The 17,601-nt window shown below is 66.0% G+C and carries 33 protein-coding genes; 2 read left to right on the forward strand and 31 right to left on the reverse strand.

Going from position 1 to position 17,601, the window contains the following annotated elements; all coding sequences use genetic code 11:
* Genes QSJ19_RS01025 through QSJ19_RS01045 form a run of 5 tightly spaced genes read right to left on the reverse strand, consistent with a single transcriptional unit; the run spans position 1 to position 4,373 of the window.
* Positions 1-816, reverse strand: a complete 816-nt coding sequence (locus tag QSJ19_RS01025) for an HK97 family phage prohead protease (protein ID WP_286318141.1) — start codon at positions 814-816, stop codon at positions 1-3.
* Positions 817-821: 5 nt separating this feature from the next.
* A complete protein-coding gene (locus QSJ19_RS01030) occupies positions 822-2,072 on the reverse strand; it encodes a phage portal protein (RefSeq protein WP_286317844.1) in 1,251 nt (416 codons plus the stop codon).
* Positions 2,072-2,311, reverse strand: coding sequence for a hypothetical protein (locus tag QSJ19_RS01035; protein ID WP_286317845.1), 240 nt, complete (start codon positions 2,309-2,311; stop codon positions 2,072-2,074). Before QSJ19_RS01035 ends, QSJ19_RS01030 begins: the two co-directional genes overlap by 1 nt.
* A gap of 12 nt (positions 2,312-2,323) precedes the next feature.
* Positions 2,324-3,931 (reverse strand): terminase large subunit domain-containing protein, encoded by a 1,608-nt coding sequence (locus tag QSJ19_RS01040; RefSeq protein WP_286317846.1) that lies wholly within the window; start codon positions 3,929-3,931, stop codon positions 2,324-2,326.
* Entirely contained in the window at positions 3,894-4,373 is a 480-nt protein-coding gene (locus QSJ19_RS01045; protein ID WP_286317847.1) for a hypothetical protein, read from the reverse strand. The genes QSJ19_RS01040 and QSJ19_RS01045 overlap by 38 nt, the downstream gene beginning before the upstream one ends.
* Positions 4,374-4,732: 359 nt before the next feature.
* Between QSJ19_RS01045 and QSJ19_RS01050 the strand changes: the two genes are divergently transcribed.
* Positions 4,733-5,065 (forward strand): hypothetical protein, encoded by a 333-nt coding sequence (locus QSJ19_RS01050; RefSeq protein WP_286317848.1) that lies wholly within the window; start codon positions 4,733-4,735, stop codon positions 5,063-5,065.
* 11 nt (positions 5,066-5,076) lie between these two features.
* Here the strand turns inward: QSJ19_RS01050 and QSJ19_RS01055 are convergent, their stop codons facing one another.
* The 9 genes from QSJ19_RS01055 to QSJ19_RS01095 form a co-directional block, all read right to left on the reverse strand.
* Entirely contained in the window at positions 5,077-5,373 is a 297-nt protein-coding gene (locus QSJ19_RS01055; RefSeq protein WP_286317849.1) for an HNH endonuclease, read from the reverse strand.
* Positions 5,370-5,507 (reverse strand): hypothetical protein, encoded by a 138-nt coding sequence (locus tag QSJ19_RS01060; protein ID WP_286317850.1) that lies wholly within the window; start codon positions 5,505-5,507, stop codon positions 5,370-5,372. Before QSJ19_RS01060 ends, QSJ19_RS01055 begins: the two co-directional genes overlap by 4 nt.
* Before the next feature lie 181 nt (positions 5,508-5,688).
* Positions 5,689-6,411: a hypothetical protein gene (locus tag QSJ19_RS01065; RefSeq protein WP_286317851.1), complete on the reverse strand. Its 723-nt coding sequence runs from the start codon at positions 6,409-6,411 to the stop codon at positions 5,689-5,691.
* Positions 6,408-6,962 (reverse strand): RuvC family protein, encoded by a 555-nt coding sequence (locus tag QSJ19_RS01070; protein WP_286317852.1) that lies wholly within the window; start codon positions 6,960-6,962, stop codon positions 6,408-6,410. Before QSJ19_RS01070 ends, QSJ19_RS01065 begins: the two co-directional genes overlap by 4 nt.
* Entirely contained in the window at positions 6,959-7,813 is an 855-nt protein-coding gene (locus QSJ19_RS01075; RefSeq protein ID WP_286317853.1) for a hypothetical protein, read from the reverse strand. The genes QSJ19_RS01070 and QSJ19_RS01075 overlap by 4 nt, the downstream gene beginning before the upstream one ends.
* A complete protein-coding gene (locus QSJ19_RS01080) occupies positions 7,810-7,968 on the reverse strand; it encodes a hypothetical protein (protein ID WP_286317854.1) in 159 nt (52 codons plus the stop codon). Before QSJ19_RS01080 ends, QSJ19_RS01075 begins: the two co-directional genes overlap by 4 nt.
* Complete coding sequence (locus tag QSJ19_RS01085; RefSeq protein ID WP_286317855.1) at positions 7,965-8,297, reverse strand: hypothetical protein; 333 nt, start codon at positions 8,295-8,297, stop codon at positions 7,965-7,967. The genes QSJ19_RS01080 and QSJ19_RS01085 overlap by 4 nt, the downstream gene beginning before the upstream one ends.
* The gene (locus QSJ19_RS01090) at positions 8,294-9,202 is read right to left on the reverse strand and encodes a hypothetical protein (RefSeq protein ID WP_286317856.1); all 909 of its coding nucleotides are present in this window, start codon (positions 9,200-9,202) and stop codon (positions 8,294-8,296) included. Before QSJ19_RS01090 ends, QSJ19_RS01085 begins: the two co-directional genes overlap by 4 nt.
* On the reverse strand, positions 9,199-9,348 hold the full coding sequence (locus QSJ19_RS01095; protein ID WP_286317857.1) for a hypothetical protein: 150 nt from the start codon (positions 9,346-9,348) through the stop codon (positions 9,199-9,201). The genes QSJ19_RS01090 and QSJ19_RS01095 overlap by 4 nt, the downstream gene beginning before the upstream one ends.
* Positions 9,349-9,580: 232 nt before the next feature.
* On the opposite strand from QSJ19_RS01095, the gene QSJ19_RS01100 reads away from it, so the two are divergent.
* Positions 9,581-9,979 carry a DUF3761 domain-containing protein gene (locus QSJ19_RS01100; RefSeq protein ID WP_286317858.1) on the forward strand — a complete coding sequence of 133 codons (399 nt, stop codon included), beginning with the start codon at positions 9,581-9,583 and terminating at the stop codon, positions 9,977-9,979.
* A gap of 29 nt (positions 9,980-10,008) precedes the next feature.
* On the opposite strand, the gene QSJ19_RS01105 is transcribed toward QSJ19_RS01100, so the two are convergent.
* From QSJ19_RS01105 to QSJ19_RS01185, 17 genes are all read right to left on the reverse strand, one after another.
* Complete coding sequence (locus QSJ19_RS01105) at positions 10,009-11,592, reverse strand: DNA cytosine methyltransferase (RefSeq protein WP_286317859.1); 1,584 nt, start codon at positions 11,590-11,592, stop codon at positions 10,009-10,011.
* The gene (locus QSJ19_RS01110; RefSeq protein WP_286317860.1) at positions 11,589-11,756 is read right to left on the reverse strand and encodes a hypothetical protein; all 168 of its coding nucleotides are present in this window, start codon (positions 11,754-11,756) and stop codon (positions 11,589-11,591) included. Before QSJ19_RS01110 ends, QSJ19_RS01105 begins: the two co-directional genes overlap by 4 nt.
* A complete protein-coding gene (locus tag QSJ19_RS01115; protein ID WP_286317861.1) occupies positions 11,749-12,123 on the reverse strand; it encodes a hypothetical protein in 375 nt (124 codons plus the stop codon). Before QSJ19_RS01115 ends, QSJ19_RS01110 begins: the two co-directional genes overlap by 8 nt.
* Positions 12,120-12,449, reverse strand: a complete 330-nt coding sequence (locus QSJ19_RS01120; protein WP_286317862.1) for a hypothetical protein — start codon at positions 12,447-12,449, stop codon at positions 12,120-12,122. The genes QSJ19_RS01115 and QSJ19_RS01120 overlap by 4 nt, the downstream gene beginning before the upstream one ends.
* Complete coding sequence (locus tag QSJ19_RS01125; protein WP_286317863.1) at positions 12,449-12,772, reverse strand: YegP family protein; 324 nt, start codon at positions 12,770-12,772, stop codon at positions 12,449-12,451. The genes QSJ19_RS01120 and QSJ19_RS01125 overlap by 1 nt, the downstream gene beginning before the upstream one ends.
* Positions 12,769-13,272, reverse strand: coding sequence for a hypothetical protein (locus tag QSJ19_RS01130; protein ID WP_286317864.1), 504 nt, complete (start codon positions 13,270-13,272; stop codon positions 12,769-12,771). The genes QSJ19_RS01125 and QSJ19_RS01130 overlap by 4 nt, the downstream gene beginning before the upstream one ends.
* Positions 13,269-13,619, reverse strand: coding sequence for a hypothetical protein (locus QSJ19_RS01135; RefSeq protein WP_286317865.1), 351 nt, complete (start codon positions 13,617-13,619; stop codon positions 13,269-13,271). Before QSJ19_RS01135 ends, QSJ19_RS01130 begins: the two co-directional genes overlap by 4 nt.
* Positions 13,616-14,644 (reverse strand): hypothetical protein, encoded by a 1,029-nt coding sequence (locus tag QSJ19_RS01140; RefSeq protein WP_286317866.1) that lies wholly within the window; start codon positions 14,642-14,644, stop codon positions 13,616-13,618. Before QSJ19_RS01140 ends, QSJ19_RS01135 begins: the two co-directional genes overlap by 4 nt.
* Positions 14,641-15,459, reverse strand: a complete 819-nt coding sequence (locus tag QSJ19_RS01145; RefSeq protein WP_286317867.1) for a hypothetical protein — start codon at positions 15,457-15,459, stop codon at positions 14,641-14,643. Before QSJ19_RS01145 ends, QSJ19_RS01140 begins: the two co-directional genes overlap by 4 nt.
* Positions 15,459-15,767 carry a hypothetical protein gene (locus QSJ19_RS01150; RefSeq protein WP_286317868.1) on the reverse strand — a complete coding sequence of 103 codons (309 nt, stop codon included), beginning with the start codon at positions 15,765-15,767 and terminating at the stop codon, positions 15,459-15,461. Before QSJ19_RS01150 ends, QSJ19_RS01145 begins: the two co-directional genes overlap by 1 nt.
* Positions 15,764-16,033 (reverse strand): hypothetical protein, encoded by a 270-nt coding sequence (locus tag QSJ19_RS01155; protein ID WP_286317869.1) that lies wholly within the window; start codon positions 16,031-16,033, stop codon positions 15,764-15,766. Before QSJ19_RS01155 ends, QSJ19_RS01150 begins: the two co-directional genes overlap by 4 nt.
* A complete protein-coding gene (locus QSJ19_RS01160) occupies positions 16,030-16,212 on the reverse strand; it encodes a hypothetical protein (protein ID WP_286317870.1) in 183 nt (60 codons plus the stop codon). The genes QSJ19_RS01155 and QSJ19_RS01160 overlap by 4 nt, the downstream gene beginning before the upstream one ends.
* The gene (locus tag QSJ19_RS01165; RefSeq protein WP_286317871.1) at positions 16,209-16,496 is read right to left on the reverse strand and encodes a hypothetical protein; all 288 of its coding nucleotides are present in this window, start codon (positions 16,494-16,496) and stop codon (positions 16,209-16,211) included. Before QSJ19_RS01165 ends, QSJ19_RS01160 begins: the two co-directional genes overlap by 4 nt.
* Complete coding sequence (locus QSJ19_RS01170) at positions 16,493-16,810, reverse strand: hypothetical protein (protein WP_286317872.1); 318 nt, start codon at positions 16,808-16,810, stop codon at positions 16,493-16,495. The genes QSJ19_RS01165 and QSJ19_RS01170 overlap by 4 nt, the downstream gene beginning before the upstream one ends.
* On the reverse strand, positions 16,807-16,974 hold the full coding sequence (locus QSJ19_RS01175) for a hypothetical protein (protein ID WP_286317873.1): 168 nt from the start codon (positions 16,972-16,974) through the stop codon (positions 16,807-16,809). Before QSJ19_RS01175 ends, QSJ19_RS01170 begins: the two co-directional genes overlap by 4 nt.
* A gap of 63 nt (positions 16,975-17,037) precedes the next feature.
* Positions 17,038-17,211, reverse strand: a complete 174-nt coding sequence (locus QSJ19_RS01180; RefSeq protein WP_286317874.1) for a hypothetical protein — start codon at positions 17,209-17,211, stop codon at positions 17,038-17,040.
* The gene (locus QSJ19_RS01185) at positions 17,208-17,504 is read right to left on the reverse strand and encodes a helix-turn-helix domain-containing protein (RefSeq protein WP_286317875.1); all 297 of its coding nucleotides are present in this window, start codon (positions 17,502-17,504) and stop codon (positions 17,208-17,210) included. Before QSJ19_RS01185 ends, QSJ19_RS01180 begins: the two co-directional genes overlap by 4 nt.
* Positions 17,505-17,601 lie beyond the last annotated feature (97 nt).

Here is a 17,601-nt window from a genome sequence, read left to right on the forward strand (position 1 = left end):
TCAGTCCCCTTCCGTGGGAATCGATGTGAGTAGCAGACGCGCACGCACCTGGGCGGACTTCGACGATGGCGACTGAGCGGACGACTCTTCGCCCTGACCGTCGTCAGGTGAGTCGTTGGCCTCGCGATCGTCGGGCTGGCCGGACGTATCGGTCTGATCGGCCGACGGATTGTCGGTCGCATCCGGCTCGTCGCCGGAAGTCTTGCGCGCTACCGCTTCGGCGGTGGCAATGGCTCCGTCGATGCTGTCTCGCATCGCTTTGAGATGGGGCAGCGTTTCGGCCGGGAGCGCGCGCCCGCGCAGCTCGGCCGCCTTCGCGGCGAGCAGCTCAGTCTCCTGGTTGGCTCCCACCAGGCAGGGCCCGCACTCGATCAGTGAGAGCTTCCGAAGCTCGTACACCTCGTACTTCGCGCCATCCTCGGCGGTCTTCTCGACCCACTCGGCGTCGTCGATCGTGTAGCCGAACGACGCCTGGGTCACCCTGCGGCCCTTGAGGAGCGCGAACACCTGCTTGCCCTTCGCGAACGACAGATCGAGCTGGGCGGTGACCTCGAGGCCCTGCGCGGTCTCCTTCGCCTCGGTCACGGCACCGATGTGAGAGAACGGATCGCCCCACTGGTGCGACCAGATGAACGGGATCGGGTCGCCGCTGGCCTTCCACGCCTTGAGGGTGTCGGCGAACGCACCCGGCATGACGATGTCGCCGTGCGAGTCGACGTTGCCGAAGACGGACACGACCATCTTCACCTGGCCGTCGCCGAGTCCGTCGTCCTTGCCCGCTGCCTTGACCGCGGCGCGGAAGTCCTTGGTTCCCATCTTCGTCACTGGTCGACTCCTTGCTTGTCGGGTGCCGAGTCCGTCGGCGACGCCTGGTTGCCGATGAGCACGTTGAGCGGGACGACGAGCTCATCGCCGCCGTCGACGGGCGGGAGATTCTGGCGAGCGCGTGCCTCGTTGCGGGTGAGCCACGGTGCGCCCGTGGCGGTCTGCATGATCTGCGCCTGCTCCTCGAAGGAGCCGCGCAGCTTTGCGTCGATGTTCGCCTCGACGTACAGCGGACGCCCGTCGGCGACGATCGGGGTGAGCTGAGCGTTGATCGCCTGCTCGAAGGTGACGATCCACGGACCCGCGACGTCGCGATAGAGCATCTGGCGGAACGCCTCGATGTTCGAGTAGGTGCCCTCGCGAGCGCCGACCAGCTCGGGCGGCACGAAGTAGCAGGAGGAGATGAGGATCTCGGCCTCGCGACGGCCCTCGAGATCCTGGGTGTCCGAGGGCTTGAAGGCCTCGACAGACTTCATCTCCATGCCGTCTTCGAGGAGTAAGAACCGCCCCTCGGCGCCGCCACCAGCACGGTAGTTGTCCAGTGACCTGCGAAAGCGAGCGCGCGCCCCGTCAGCCCACGGAGTGTTCTGCGGTCGCGTGACGACCTGGCCGACACGAGCGCCGTTGCGCCACAGGCTGCGCCGGTACTCGACGGCCTCGATCGTCTCGGCGAGGATGTCGCGCATCGTCGTGAGCGGGCTCAGCCCGTTGTGGCCTTCGGGGGAGTAGCCGGCGTCGACGATGCAGCGTTCGGGGTCGAGCACGACGGTCCGGCCCTCGCTGCTCGTGGTGCGGATCTCCTTGATCGCGCCGGTGTTGTCGTCGGCCTTGATCGTGAAGCGCTTCGCCGGGACACGCACGAGGGTGATCTCGTCGGTGGTCGGGTCCTGAGACCAGACGACACAGAACTTGTCGTAGAGCAGCTGGTCCATCATCACGTTGTTCCAGAAGCGATACGGGAACACGCGCGGCTGTGGCGAGCTCATCGCCTGGGCCAGCGGATGGTCGGTGATGCGCTGACGGTCAGTGTCGCTGATCCGCTCGAACGTGTGGAACGGGACCGATGCGACGGCCCGGGCGATGAACTGAGTGACCTTGCGGACACTGGGATGCTTGCGCAGTGCCGACAGCGACGGGACCTCGTTGTTGAAGAAGTCTGTCAGCGGGATGCCCGGGTCGACGATCTCGACGTCGGGACGAGTGCCCATCCAGCTCGACAGCTCGCCGAGCGACTGGAAGGCGACCACTATCCGATCACCTGCACGTAGCGGACGTTGCAGCGCGGGATGTGGAAATGCCCGTCCGCCTGCATCCAGGTTCGCTCGCGGCCCGTCTCATCGAGGACCATGACCGAAGTGAGTTCGACGGCCTCGCGGTAGGTCTTCACGACCTCGCCACGGAACGCCACGCCCCACGACTGGACGATGATGGTCCGGCCCGGCACGGCACCGAGGTCACGCATGAAGCGGCGGAAGTTCACTCGCATCACCGCCTTTCGTCAGAGCAGGTAGTCGTCGTCATCAGGACCTCCACCGAACGGGTAGACCGGGCGGGCTTCGTCGATCTCGTCGAGACCGTCCTCGTAGTCCTCGTCTTCGTAGGCGCTGACGAACTTCTCGTCGGGTCGCCCCTCTGCCCACGCGGCTGCAGCACACGCCACCACCGGAGCGACGTCGTTGGGGGAGTTCTTGCGGTCGAAGGCCCACGCGTCGCCGATCGGCTTCGCGCGGGCTGTGCTCGCGCCGGCATCGAGTGCTGGCTGAGGGCGGTGCATGATCATCCGGTGCAGCAGGCCGTCGAAGAACTGGCCACACCCGCGGGACAGGTCCGCGCCGCCCCACTCGACGACCGGGACACCGGCGTTCTTCAGCCCCTCAACGAGGCTCGATGCGGGAGCACCTCGTGCCTGCACCGCCACCGCCTCGAACTTGTCGAGCCGATCGGTGAACCACGGGATGACCCAGTCGGTTCCGTCCTTGGCCTCGACCACCTCGACATGCAGGCGGCCATCATCTCGTCGTGCAGCGATCGCGATGTAGCTGCGGCTGCGGGAGAAGTTCACGTCCACCGCGGCGTACACCGTGGCACCGTCGGCCCGTCGGGACTCAGCGTCCATCGTCGCTTGCCAATCGTCGGGCGGGATGATGCCGGGATCGATCGTGTCGACCCACTGGCAGAGGTTCTCTGTGCGGAAGCCCGCCTCAGTCGCGTTCTCCAACCGGCCACGCAGGCGCTCGATCGTCGACCCGCCGTAGCCCATGCTCGGATTCGCCATCGGCCAGTAGGTCTCGTCCCGGTGATCCACGCCGTCGGGCACCGACCACTCGCCAAGGAACGTCCGCGTGTCCTGAGTTCGTCCAGCAGTGATCCGCTCGATCGCGTTGTCGCGCACCGTGCGCAGCACCACCGACGTCGCATCACCCGCATTACTGGCTGCGATCACCAGTGAGCGGGCGATCGCCTGGGTCGTCGGGACGATGGCATCCCACGCATCCCACGACTGGTGCTCACGCAGCTCGTCGAGCATCGCCAGGTCAGCCGACAGCGAGCGGCCACCTCGGCGTGATGCGGTGGCGGCACGCCACTGACGCCGGCGGTTACGTCGTCGGTGGTACTCGTCGTCGGTCTCGTGCGGCTGCCGCTTGATCGGCTTGAGGATGATGCGGTGCTTGCCGTTGGTCTGAGAGAACTTGAGCCACTCGGCCTTGAGCAACGGGTGACCCTCGATCACCGCATCCGCCTCGGCCAGTGTCTCCTCGGCGTACTCGAGCTTCTGTGCTGCGACGATGGCGAGGTGGGCGTTGTCGATGTAGAGACGCCACAGTGCGAGGCCGATCAGCCACAGCGTCTTGCCGTTCTGCCTGGCGATCAACACGATGATCGTGTCGAAGCGGAAGCCCGTGCCGCTCCCGTCCTTCTCGAGTGCGTGGATGTAGAGCCATCGTTGCCACGGCCGCAGTACCCAGCCAAGCATGTTCTCGAGGAAGTCGATGCACTCGAATCCCCACGAGGTGTCGGGTGTCAGCTCACGCAGAGGGGGAGTGAACAGGCGTGGTGTCGTGCAGCCCTTAGGCGTGTCGACGACTACGGAAGCGCTCGAGCTCATTCGTCGGTTCCAACGGACCCTCGCCCTCGGTCGAGTCGTCGGCCTGCTCGCTCGGCTGCTCAGTCTCCTCGGTATCGGCCGGCACCTCGGGTGCAATGCCCGATCGCAACGGGCCATCAGTCACCGTCATGCCGAGGATGCGAGCCTCCTGACCGAGCAGACGACGACACAGCTCGGCGCTCTTGTGGTCACCATCGATAGCCCGGTCGAAGTGGGCAGAGAACAGCTTCTCGATCCGTTCGAGGTGTAGATCGAGTGCGGCGTCGCTGATCAGGTCACGACGCGAGGCACTCGCTCGGAGCTGACGGGTCACGATCTTGTGGGCGGCGGATTCAGTGGCGAGCCCGACGGCCGCGGCGATCTCGCGGTACGTCTTGCCCGCGATGAGCATCGTCATCACGCGCCCGTCACGCACGTCGCGCTCGGCCTTGGTCAATCCCATGGTGGCTCACCGCCTTTCATCGCCTCGACGGACGCGAGGGCATAATGCCTGGTCAGAGGGGGTAAGGGGGTCGAGATCACGGCGTCCAGGGGCCCGGCCACTTCCGCCGCGGTAGCTGGCCTCTCCCCCCGACCTCGTCGGCACGAATCAGCGGCTCACGCCGGAGTGTCGGTGTGAGGTTCTACATTGCTGCTCATGTTCGACAACGTCGCAGGAAGACCGCTGTTACCGTCGCTGCCGTGGTTAGCATTTGGACAGCAGTCATCGGTCTTGTTCCCGCATTGGTCGCTGCCGTGATTAGCATCTCGGGGCAAGGGGCGCACGGTCGCCAACTCGAGCGGATACACAAGCAGACGTCCGTGCTGGCGACGGGAGGTCTGCCGTCCGAAGCGCATGAGCGGATCGAGCGGCTCCTGGAGCGAGAAGTAGAAGAGTACTCCGCTGCCATTGACCGTCGAGACTCTCGGAAGCTCGACGGCGGCAGCGTCGCCGCGCTCATCGTCGTTACGATCGTGGGCGCACTCGCTGGCTGGGCAGTGATCTACTGGCTCGTGGCGGTGTGGCCAGTGTGGTACTGGACTGCGTTAGCACTCGCGGCCGTAATTGTCGTTTTCGGGCTCACCCTGGGGCTCGCGGCGGCCGGGATTACTCAGATCTGGAAGTACCCTGACGAGGATGAGCCCAGCGTTTGACGTATTCGGGCTCACCAGTCTTCCGATCGAACTCCCAGCCCAGGGGCGGGATCTCGGTCTCCACGGCGTTTGTTGCAGTCCAGGTGGCTCGGTCGGAAGTTTCCCGGGTCCTCGGCGAGTTCCATGTGCGCGGTTCGCGTCTTCGCGTGGTCCAGCGAGAACGACTCGGGGTGCGGGTAGGGGAGCGTGTAGTCGATCGGCTCGCCGCAGAGCCAGCATGGCAGGCCGTCGTCTTTGCACTGGGCGCGGAACACCCGCTTCTGGGTCTTGTACCGGCGAGTGGATCGGCCGGCAGTCTTGGCGGTCACTCGCTGTGGCAGACGCCCGCGGCGATCGCGGCCTGCTCGGCGACGAGGGCTCGTGCGGCTCGCTCACGGATCTCGGTGATCGTGTGGACGGTTCGGATCAGCGCGTAGAGCGGGAGGAACGGCAGCCACGCCATGGCGATCACCTCCCGCGAGGTGGGTGCCCGTCACGGCGCGGTCGCTCACGGTGTGACCGAGGGGAATCCACTCGCTCGGCCGACCTGGACCAGGGGGATGGTTGGGCGTCGCGCGCCGTGACGGGAGTCTGGATACACCAAAGGCGCCCTCATTCGATGAGAAGCGCCTACGGCGGCAAGCCTAGCAGTGTTTCGCGACAATTTCTGACAAGTTGTCCCAGTTCGGCCTGGCGCGCGACGCCTTCGCTCGTTTGTGCGCCGCGATGACATCGCCCAGGTAGTAGAACCACGTATCGCTGTCTCCGTCCTGCGTTCCGGTGAGTAATCCCTTGTTGCGCAGGTACTTCACGCGCCGCTCGGTGAGCCCCTGGCCGTCGTCGCCGAGCTGCCGGGCGAGCTTCTCGACCTGCGGGCCCGTCACCACCTGCCGGTTCGCTGCCTTCACGCGGTTCGGGGTGACGCGGTACTCGGGTTCGAGCTGGTTGACCGACCGCAGGCACTTGTCGATCACCTTGACTAGGACGTCGAACAGCTCGGGCGCCTGCTCCATCATCGCGAGGCCGTAGCGGTACCGGATGAGCCACTCGGCCATCTCACGCTCGGACGCTCCGCCGGTGTACTCGAGCTTGCGGGTCTCGCACATATCGCGGATGACGGTCGACATGTCGTTGCGGAGCCGGTCGATCAGCGCCTCGACGTGCATCGCGTACGGCGGCTTCGAGTGTTGCTGTCTGCTGCCACCGCCGGCGCCGAATGACCCCATCGATGCACCGGGGGCGAGCGAGGCGTACATCGCGTCGAGGAGGTCCGGGTCGACAACGGCCTCGAGTTTCCCCTTGAGGTAGTCGATCTCGGACCTCTGGATGAAGAACTGGTCGGCGTCGGTCAGGTGTCGATTGCTCACGCTCGAACCCCTTCCGGCCACTCGATCGCCTCGAGGCCCGTCGTGTGTCTCGGCTTCGTCTCGAACGGCAGTGGCCAGCCGAGGTGGTGTGCGCCCATGCTGGCCAACACGAGCGCATCGGCCTGGTTGTCATCGCGGATGCTAAGCGGTGACCACTGCTCGCGGACCGCGGACAGCACCTCCGCCTTCTTCGCGTTCCCCTTGCCGGTGGCCCACAGCGCTCGCGTCGACGGCATGACAACCGCGACAGGGATTCTCCGGGACCGCAGCGTCGAGTAGATCCCGAACCAGACCGCCCATCGGTCGCCGAAGCTCGGCAGCGGCTTCGCCATACGCTGCGGCATCGACTCGATGACGACGAGCCGCGTGTGCTCGGGGACCTGCGAGCAGACGCGGCGGACCTGAGCGACGATGCGGTCCGAGCGCTGCCCCCAGCCCTCGCCGGCCTGGCCCTTGCGGCCCAGGGTTATCGCGGCGGTGCCGCGGACGTCGGTTGGGATGATGGCGAGCCCTGTTGCCGCGAGGCTGGGGTCGATCCCGACGATGCTCACCGGCGCACCCTCCGCCCGTCCATGCGCTCAGCCCAGACCGGTCGCTCCTGCGGACGTGATCCACGCTCGCGCACTCGGCGCCGGAGGTCGGCCAGCGACGTCGGCGGATCGTCCGAATCGCGCTCAGCGTCCGATTCTGGGTCTGGGTGACGTCGTTCGGCGCGGTTCGGGCCGAGGTCACCGATGGTGAGTGACCACTGCTGACCGGACGGGAGCTGGGACCCCCAACGCAGTGACTGAACGGCGTCGAGGGTCCACGCGCTGGGTCCGGCATCGGCCTGCTGTTCGACGACGAACCCGCCATCGGCGATCCGCCCGATATCTCGCCACGCGGACGGATCGAGGGCGAGGTCGCCAGCGAATGAGATTGCCTGCCGGATCAACTCGTCGGCGGTTGGGAACGAGGGATGTCGGTAGTTGACCTCCATCCGGATGAACGCGTCCCCGACGGAGGTGCGACGCGCCACATCGCCCGGTGTCTCGTCGTCGCCGATCACCGCCCGCCACGCGAGGCACTGCGCGCACCCGCACCGCGGCGGCGTCTGAATCGGGCCGATGAAGTCTGAGCCGGGGCAGATGACGCGGGAATCGTCCTCGTCGTAGCGGTATCCGTCGAGGATCGCGCTCTCGGCGTACTCGGATTCCTCGCCACGCAGACGGGCGTTGAGCGCCCGGTCCTGATACTCGATCCGCATCCGCTCGAGTCGCTGGGTGATCGCCAGGCCATGCCATGTGCGGAAGCAGTGCGGGCAGCGGCGATCCGCACGGGCGGCCCGCTGCTGTGCGCCAGATTCGCCCGCCTCGAGCTGCTCGTCGATCAGGGCGTCGATCTCGTCGAGGATGTCGCTCACGCCGGGTTCCCCTTCGCGCCGTGGTCGCAGCGATGCGCCTTGCCCGCGATGATGAGCCAGCCGTTGGGATCACATCTGCCGCAGCGGTGGATCGCGGCACGGCGTTCGTTGGCCTGCTCGCGGCGGAGGTCGGCCGTGGATTTCTGGTCAGTCACTTGATCGACTTTCGGTCGGCGAGCTTGCGAATCTGGGCCATGAACTCGGCGCGGCGTTCTGCCGACGCGGGCTTTCGCTCGAGAGCGAGTAGCTCGTCGGCCGGCGCGGGCTGACGCGAGGCGAGCCGGATCCGTTCGGTGATGTGTCCCGGCATGAGCCACGCTGAGCTGGTCGCGTAGTGCTCGTGGAGGGCGTTGAGCGCCTTGTCGAAGGTCCAGCCGGCGCGGCGCGCTGCTTCGGACCATGCGTGGACGTCGCCTTCGCCGACGTTGCGTCGGTCGTAGGCTGCTGCGGCGGTGAGTAGGTCGATGATCTGGTCGCGGTTCATGATTCGAGTCCTCGCAGGGGGTGGACGTTGTCGGTTCGCTGCTTGAGTGCCTGGGCGGCGGCCATGCGCGTGTCGGTTGTGGCCGGTCTCGCTGTGGACGCGGGAGCAGCTCGTGATCGGCGGTTCTGGACGACGTCGCCCGCGATCGAGGACAGCCACTCGGGTTTCGCGTTCGGGGTGTGATCCCAGACTCGAACCGCTTCGCGGATGACGTCGTCGGCTGTCCCCTCGGCGGCCAGGCGGCCTGCCTGGACGGCGATGCGGTCGATGGTCCGGTGGGGGTATCCGGCGTCGCCGAGCTCTTGGCGAACGAGGGTCCTCGCAGCGTTGCCCGGCCTGGGTGAGGTTGGGCGTGATGCGGTCTCGATCTCGGTTGGTGGTTCGGGGATGGGGGTGCCATCGGAGAATGACGATGACGACGACGTTGTTTCGCGCGCCGCTACGTTTCGTGAGTCGTCGTCAGAAACGTAAGTAGTTACTTGGTCGGGTCGGGTCGGGTCGGGTAGAGCGGATTCCGTGCGGACACCATCTCGGACGTCCGGCCGGACGTTTTCGCGTTTCCGCTGATCATCCCGCTTCGCCTCACGCGCTTTGCGTTTGCGTTCGGCATCTTCTGCGCGTCTATTCAGAACGTCATTGCGTTGCGGTTGCTGTTCAAACCAGTCGTGAAACGCATAGCAGTTGGGGTGCAAATCGCACACTTTCCAGAGTCCCGAGTCGAGCAGCGAGCGGATCTGCGACGCTGTTCCGCCCTCCTTGCGAACCTGCTTCGCACTGATGTGGCCGTCGGTCAGGTGGCGCGAGCAGTAGCTTCCACACGTCACCCATAGACCGCGGGCGGCCATGCTCGCCTCCTGGGTCTTCGGGTGATCATGGAACCCGTCGTCGACTCGAAACCAGGTCATCGTGTTCTCGTCTCCTGACTCTCGTCGGGACCGGTCCGGCCGGTCATGGTGTTGTGCTCCTCGGCGCGGTCGTTCAGCCGCTCCCGGCGCCACACGAGGACGCCGGCGGCCGCGAGGATCGCGCACAGCACTACGGCCGTGGTCATTGGCTCACCGCCTTGAGCTTTCCGAGCTGACAGTCGACGCAGAGCCGACCGTGGACGTTCATCGGCGATCCGCACTGCGGGCAGCGGGGGAGTTGTCCCAAGGGCATCAGCGACGACCCCCAGTCGGCAGGTAGTCCGAACACGCGAACCGGGGTAGTCCGAACGCTTGAATCTGAACGCCACGATGGGAACCGATGGGCTCGACGACCTTGCTGTGGTCGAAGATGCTCGAATGCAGAAGATGATCGTGCGGCGCGCCCTCGCCGCCACTGGTGCCGGTGCAGTTCTGTCCCTCGGGTTGCTGGCCGGCCAGGTCGCAGCGGGTACGCCCGCCGCACAAGCCGACCCGGCCCGCCATGCCGTGTGCGGATCGAAGTACTACGAGAACTCCGACGGCGTCTGTGTACCGCGCCCGGACGGGACGCCGAGTGGTATCCGATGCAAGGACGGCACCTACAGCCACGCCAAGACGCGTCAGGGTGCCTGCTCGAGCCACGGCGGGATCGACGAGAGCGCGAGCGGTGAAGGCGGCGGAGGTAGCGCCCTGCTCGGTAGTGCCGCGCTGGGGGTCATCGGTAGCGCCACGCTCGGCAGCTCGATCATTCCGGCGCTGATCTTCGGCGGCAGCTGACCGCATATCGGTTCCAACTGCACTCAACGTCACGCCACCACCCCCAGGCTCTCGGCAACCACTCCCACGAGATCTCTGGCGGCTGGTGGCGTGACTGCATTCCCCGCCATCCGCACCTGCTCGCGCCGATTGCCCAAGACGACGTACTCGCCGGGGAAGTCCATCGCGGCGACGATCTCTCGGGGTTCGAGCATCCGGAACCGGACGTCTTCGATATCGACGGTCGGGCGGTCGGCGTCGAGGAGCGACTGGTGGCCGCTGGTCGTGATCGTGCGCGCGGCTTCGGTCACGGGCGTCGAGTGCTCGGCCCCCGGCCCGCTCCTCGATGAGTTGTTGCGCATCAGCAGCGCGTGCTTCTCGACGGTCGTCACGGTGGGTAGCGCTTCGTCGGTCGACTGAGCACCACCCTTGCCGTAGTACGTCGTCACCAGACCGTGGTGGTTCCCCGACGCGGTGACCGTGCACAGCGGGTCCGAGACGGGCCGGTGTTTCGACCCACCTCCGCGCAGCTCCGCGATGAACGCGAGGCCGGTCTCATTGCGGGTCGTCATTGTCCGGGCGGGCTGCGAGACGGGAGCGGCCCGCTTTCCGTCCCGGCCCTCGACCGGGATCGCGAGTGCCTTCGACATCGTCGTGTGCACAGTCCGGAGTGGGTCCCCGGTCGGCCAGACCCGCATGTGGCCATCTGGACGTCCGTGGCCAGGGTGGCGCGGATTCGCCGCGTCGTACGTGTTTCCCGCGGCCTCGAGGATCGTCGGCCCCCAGTACCGATCGATCCCGGCTTGAATCCGCGCCATCGTCTTCGCCGCCAACGGTTTCGTCCGGTCGCCAATCCGGAGGCCTTCGAGGGTCCAGTCGATGATCTCGGCGGCCGGCCGGAACAGTGGTTCGACGATCTGGTTGCGGCACTTCACGCTCGGGCAGCGGTAGACGTACTGGGCGCGATACCGGCCCCAGCGGCCGTCGGCCTTCTTGAACGATTGCATCGCCTTGACCGGCCCACAGTCGGGGCACACGGCGTCGGGCCGGGTGACTCGTTCGAGCTCCGGCCGCTGGTTGCCGTGACGCCAGAACACGACGTACATGCGGTCGCGGGACTGCGGTGCACCCTGGCCGAGGGTCTGGGCGTGCATCGAGTTGAGCATCACGATGTGGTGGTCGTAGCCGAGGGCTTCCATCGCCATCAGCCAGGCGCGGAACGGCACCCAGTTGAACGCGTCGACGACGTTCTCGACGATCACCGCGTCGTACTGGTGGTGCTCGGCGAACCGCGGGACGTCCCACATCGTCGCCCGGGAGCGTTCGGCCGCGGCGTCGGGTAGCATCTCGCCGAACAAATCGGGCTGGGCGGCTTCGCGTTTGCGGCCCTTCGCGACTGAGTGGTTGGTGCACTCGGGTGATGCCCACAGGATGTCGGTGCGGGGGAAGTAGCGCGGCGAGATCTGGGAGAGGTCGGCGCACAGGTGGTCAGCGTCCGGATGGTTCGTGTTGTGGGTCTCGACGGCGAGATCCCAGTGGTTCGACGCGATCCGGACCGAGATTCCGGGCACCTGGATCGCGCCGGTCGACGAGCCGCCGGCGCCACAGAAGAGGTCTGTGAGGGTGAGGGTCACGCCGCCCCCCGCTTCCGCTCGTTTTCACGCGCGACACGGCGGTCGTAGATCCACTCGTCGAGCCGCTCCGCCAGCGCGAGGAGGACCACGATCGGGAGGACGACGAGCAGGGTGGCTGCGGCCTCGATGACGGGCATGTCGCGCAGGCGGATCTCGTCAGTCATCGGACACCTCGGCGGCGAGCAACTGCGCCAGTTCCTGTGCAGCGCGGCCGATCTCGCGGATGTCGGTGAATCCGAACTGAGTCAGCATGTAGACGAGAGCGACGACTGCGCCGACAGTGACGGGGTTCGGGTCCGTCGTCTGTTCGAGGATTCGTGCGGCGTCCAGGTCCACCTGGAGTTCCTCGGCGCGATGCTTCCAGTAATCCCGATCCTCGGTCAGCGAATCGCAATCGGCTGCGAGCTGGTCGGCAGTCGCGTTGGCGGCGTCGAGTTCCGCCTTCGGGACCATGGGCGGGTAGGTGCGGCCGTAGCCGTCGCGGATACCCGAGATGCTGCGAATGGTCGGCTGGTTGTCGGGGGTGCTCACGAGCCATCACCGTCATCCGTCGGATGGCTGGGCGAGTTGATCCTGTTGCGCAGCTTGGTGATCTGCCCCTTTGCCGCGTTGTGTTGGCGCGTCTTCCGGTCGAGGCGGTCCCGGTAATCGTCCCGAGCGCTCTGTGCATACTTCAGTTGGCGCGCGAGCCGCTCGGTCTCGGTCTCACCTTTGAAGGCGTTCGTGTGGCCGTTTGGGCACCAGAAGTTGGCGTGATCGTTTCGCCGACGGTTCTCCAGGTCGGTGGTGATGGCGAACGGAACACCGCAATTCGCGCAGTGCAGCAACACCATTTGTTGCTCAAGGGCGAAAGACATCAGTACAGCCCCCCGATCTTCTCGACTTGGCCGCCACGGTCGTGGATGACAAGACGCCACGGCACGAAGAGATCAAGTTGAGCGTCTCCTGGGCGGAGAACGGTCCCTGTCGCTAACCGCACCGCGTACTGGGTGTCGATGGCGTTGAGTGCACCCGCACGCCGCTTGTAGCCCTCACCACTGGCCAGAATCTGACCGTTGCGGGACTTACACCGCCACCGCCACTCAGTGACACGGAATCCCTTGGCGTACTGGTAGACCTCTTCCGTGTACACCTCGATGGTGCCGCGATAGTCAGTGGGCGGATTGTCGAAGTCGATCATTCGTCCGGACCGTCCTCGTCGTCGTTGTCGAGGTCCCCTGTGATCTCGCCGGCGTCGTCGAACAGGCCACCCTTCTTGTCGTCCTCGGGGACGTCGTCGTCGGGGTCGGCGGTCTCCTTCGCCTTCTGTTTCAGCGCCTCCAGCTCGTCGGGGGTCTCGACGCGCTGGCGATCGTTCATAGCCCCGAAGCGTCTGTCGTAGACGACGAACGGCTTCAGGGTGAGGGTGACGCGAGGCCCATCGTCGCCCTTGCCGTCATACTTGATGTCCGCCAACGACGCCTTGACGATGTAGGTCCGAACCTCACCCTCTTCACGCGGCGGGTCGGGGATGGGGAACTCCGAGAGTCCGCCCGAAAACTTCACCTTCGCCTCGGTGAACAGGTGGTCATTGACGGTGATGCCCGAGCCGAGCGGCACCTCTGGGGTCGCCTTGTCGATGCCGTCGGGCGCCTGGTGGTACTCCGTCGGCAGGTCGGTCGTCTCGTCGTACGTGGTCATGCGATGGATTCCCTTCGAGTGATGCCGATTCCGTTCTGGTCGGATCGGACGGTTGAGGCCCAGGCGTGGTGCTGGGCGTGCCGCGCGCCAACCCGCATCGCGATCTCGGCGGCGGTCATGTTGCTGCGTAGGCCGATCGCGTCAGCGGTGTAGCGATCACGGATCGCGAAGGTGGGATTGATCGAGTAGAGACCCGCGAACGGGATGGCGACGAACCACTGGCCGTCGTCATCCCGTCGGCGGATCTGGGCCCGCTGGGTAGTGCGAGCGTTCTGCATCAGTCGGCGCTCCCAATTCGTCACTGGGGTCACCGGAGTGACGGCGCGGATGCCAGCGAAGTAGGTCATGACCGGCTCTTGTCGAGATCGCCACGCTGCCAGGCCTCGAGCTGATCAATCAGCGACGACGCCTCTGTCTTGCTCAGATCGTTCGACGTGGTGATTTCGCGCTTGAGATTCTCCGACAGCCACGCCATCGCCTCCGTGCGATCAGTCAGCCCCTCCTTCGTCATCAGCGTGTGGAGCTTCTTGTTCTGCGCGGGAGTGAGAGTCTCGTCGCCCTGCGAGTTCTGGCCGACCTCGGTGACCGGCTCGGGTTCCGGTTTTGCGCTCGAATCGGAGGCGGGCTCCTCGTCGGGCAGCGGCGGCTGGTCGCTCGGGTCGTTGACCTTCTCGGCCTTCTGCGCGGCCTTCTTCGCCGGGGCCTTGCGGGTGGCGGTCTTGCGCTGGACCGGTGCCGACTCGACCGCCTTCGCGACGGTCTCCGGTTCGACGTCGACGATGGCGCCCTGGTCGCCGACCTCGATGACGTCCTCGATGATCGCGGTGCCGCTCATGACGTCGGGAAACACTCGGCGGAAGAGTCGCGACGAGGCGCGGGCGACGAGCTTGTCCGACGGATAGCTCTTGATGTCGATGCCGGCGGCTTTCGCGTTCTCCGCGGTGAACGTGACCTGCTGCCACTCCTCGGATTCCTTGCGACGCCCCCGAATCACACACCGGGTGTCGGTCGACTCCTTGAGGACGATCTCGTGACCGGCCTCGATGATTCGGCGTCTCATGAATTCGGCGGAGAACCCGACCTTGCCCTTGACGACGTAGATGTTCTGCAGTGCATCTAGTGGATCGATGCCGAGCTCGAGGCCCTTCATCATCGCGGCGGCGATCGACTCGGGCTTGCCCTGGAACGCTGACGGCACGAACTCGGTGACCGCGAGGTGCTTCGCCACGGTCGCGCAGTTGATGAAGGTGTCGGTCCAGCTCTGCAGGCGGACGAACGAGTCCTGCTGGCGGGGTGCTGGTGCGGTGTTGCGACCGAACGGGGTGACGTTGCCGCCGAACGGTGAATCCTGCTGGGCGAGTTCGTTGGTCATGCTGACTCCTGCTCTTTCCACTCGATGGATGCGATGGTTGTTTCGCGATGAGGCTCAACTGGTGCGCCGACGAGGTCCCGAGATTCGTTGGCGAACCGCCGGATCTCGCGGGCGTACCGGAAGTCGCGCCACTGCTGCTCGTCGACCGTGAGGGGGATCAGCTCGGCTGACTCCGAGGTGACATGGATTGCGGCGCAACGATCGACCTCGTGCATGCCGAGCTCTTTGCCGTCGACGAGGAGTTTCTCGAAGTGGCGGTACGCGGCGAGCTGTAGCGCCGTCTCGCCGTAGATCCCCTTCTCGTTCGTCTTCACGTCAGCGAGGACGCGGGTGACGCCGAGCTTCGGGATCGTCAGGTCGGCGATGAGGTCGAGGGTGCCGGCGTAGCCGACCGAGTAGTTCACCCCAGAGGCCTCGACGACGAGCGGCTGGACGTCGAACTGGTCGAGGAATCGGGCGTAGGCCTCGACGTGACCGCGCAGCAGCTCGGGGACGTCGGCGACCTTCTCGCCGTGCACCAGGCGCTCGGCATAGCCGTGGACCTCGGTGCCGCGCTTCTTCGCCTTGTCGGTGACGCCGTACCGGCCGCCCTGCAGCTTCTTGAGCCGCTCGGCGACAGGGAGGTCGGAGAGCATGTCCCAGTTGTCGACCGCGTAGTCGGCGGTCGCGTTGGCCGCCCAGTTGATCAGCGCGGTCTTCGGCAAGCCGTCGCTGAGGATCGTTGTGACGCCGGGGATGCGGTCGCCGTTGCCGTCGACGTAGTAGTGACCCTTCGCCGTCTCGCGGCGCTTGATCGGGGGCTTGAATCGTGCCATCAGATCTCCTCCTCGGTCGTCGGGAGGTAGGTCGGCGGGGTCCAGTCGTGGGCGAGTAGCCAGTCGATGAGGTCGGCACCGACGTCCGTTCGCATCCCGCGGGTACGGAGTTGATCGACCAGATAGCCGAGGTTGGAGATGTGTTCGTAGACCTTCTGGGCCTCGTCGGCGCGGACGCGGTAGTCGAGGGCAGCGGCGTTACCGTCACGTTCCAGACGTCTGGCAACTTCGGCGAGCTGGTTGTGCTCGTACCCGAGATTCTTTCGATTGAGCTTCGACACCTTCGGGATTTCGGCCGTGGGACTCATCGCTGGGCTCCCAGCCGGTTGATCCGCCGCGATCTGCGCGCCATCCGGTTCCGCGCTCGCCGCCGTTCGGTCTGGGCGATGCGGGGATCGGGGACGTGTTCGACGGTGCCGTCGCGGTGGGTGATCACCTGATCGGCGCCGAAGCCCTGGTAGATCGTCGGGAGGATCTGCAGGCCGCGGAGGACGGCGAGCTCGTAGGACGAGGGCCCGGTGCGCTCGGCGACGGGGAGTGCGCGCTCGACGGCGGCGGCGAAGGGGTTGGTCATGAGGTGTGTTCCTTGTCGATCGCGATGTGGATGGTGTTCTCGACCGGGACGAGGACGGTGCTCGTCGGGGTGTCGACGGTGACGAACTTCGATGAGTCGGCGAGGATCTCGCCGTGGACCTCGCGGGGCTGTTCGTAGCCGCGGTGGTCGACGTCGAAATAGCGGACGGTGCCAGTCATGACGCGACTCGCATGTACTCGGACTCGGTGAGCTTCCCGGCGATGAGGAGCTGCCGGCATCTCTCGATCGCGAGCGTCGATGTGGTGTCGTCGAGGACGGTGCTCGTGGCACCGCCGACCCAGAAGGCGAGGCACATCGCGATCTGTGCCATCGCTTCGGGCTGAGTCTGGAAGCGGTACATGATCATTCGGTGCATGAGCTGGGCGTCTTCGACGTCGTGGATCTCGTCGACGAGATCGAGTGCCGCGTTGGCGATGTCGGGTTCGGTCTGTAGGTAGCTCATTGCTCGTAGTCCTCTCGCGCCAGGCGATCGAGGACACGTTGCAGAGCGTCGAGCGGGTCCGCTCCGTTCTCGCGGATGCGACCGCTCGTCCGCTGGTTCACGACGTGGATGCGGTACACCGGCGCCGACAGGACGGACTCGCGGATGATCGCGCAGTCGAGGCCGCCGAGCTGCTCGCAGCGTTCGGCGAGCTGCCGGTGTGCGCGACCGAGAGCTTCGTCGCGGTCGCGCACCTGGGCGCTGGTCTCACGCTCGGCGGCCGCCTGGACCTTCGAGGCGATGCCATGGCGGGCGTAGAGGTCGGCGGCGCTCATCTCCGGCCGCCTTCCGGCTCGACGATCTCGCCGCGGTCGACCTCGATGGGGTCCCACTTTCGGCGGGCGCCGGCGACGAGGTCGATCAGGATGATGACCCCGGTGAGAATCCCGGCACCCGCCAGCAGGCAGGCTCCGAGATTCTCTGAGATGAGTTGCAACATGGTGGATTCCCTTCTGGTGGATGACCCCCGCGCCTGGCTTCCCCTCCGGTACGCGGGGGAGTGCTACGACGCCGCGCGGTGTTGCGGGCGACGGAGGATCTGGGAGACGCGCTCGCGGAGAGCGGCGCTCGGTTCGGGCCAGCGGTCGGCCTCGGCGGCGAGAGCGGCCTCGATGTCGGCGGGCGCATTGCCTGGGGCGAGGGGCCAGACGTTGGGATCGGGCTGCGTGGTGGTCATGCCGAGATCGCTTGCGAGGAGTTGCGGATGTTTCGTCCGCAGTCTGCGGATTCGTTGAGCACGAAAAGGAGCTCGAGGGGGACCTCGAGGGCCTCCGCGATGCGTGCGGCCAGTTGTGGCGTGCACGTGGACTTTCGGCCTGCGCAGAGGTGGCTGATGAAGCTCTTCGAGCAACCGGAGTATCGCCCGAGTCGTTCCATCGAGAAGCTCCGCTGCTTCATCAGCGCGCGGAGGGTGTCCGCTGAGGTGAGTCGCATCCAACTGCCTTTCGGCCAGCGCTTGTATGACGACATTGAGTCTCCCCTGGTAGACGGGTCGGTGTCAAGAATCTGCGGATGATTCTTCCGCAACTGGTAGACGCTCGTCAAGAAATTACAGAGGTGTAGTTCC

Source organism: Gordonia sp. ABSL11-1 (genome assembly GCF_030315685.1).
GTDB lineage: Bacteria > Actinomycetota > Actinomycetes > Mycobacteriales > Mycobacteriaceae > Gordonia.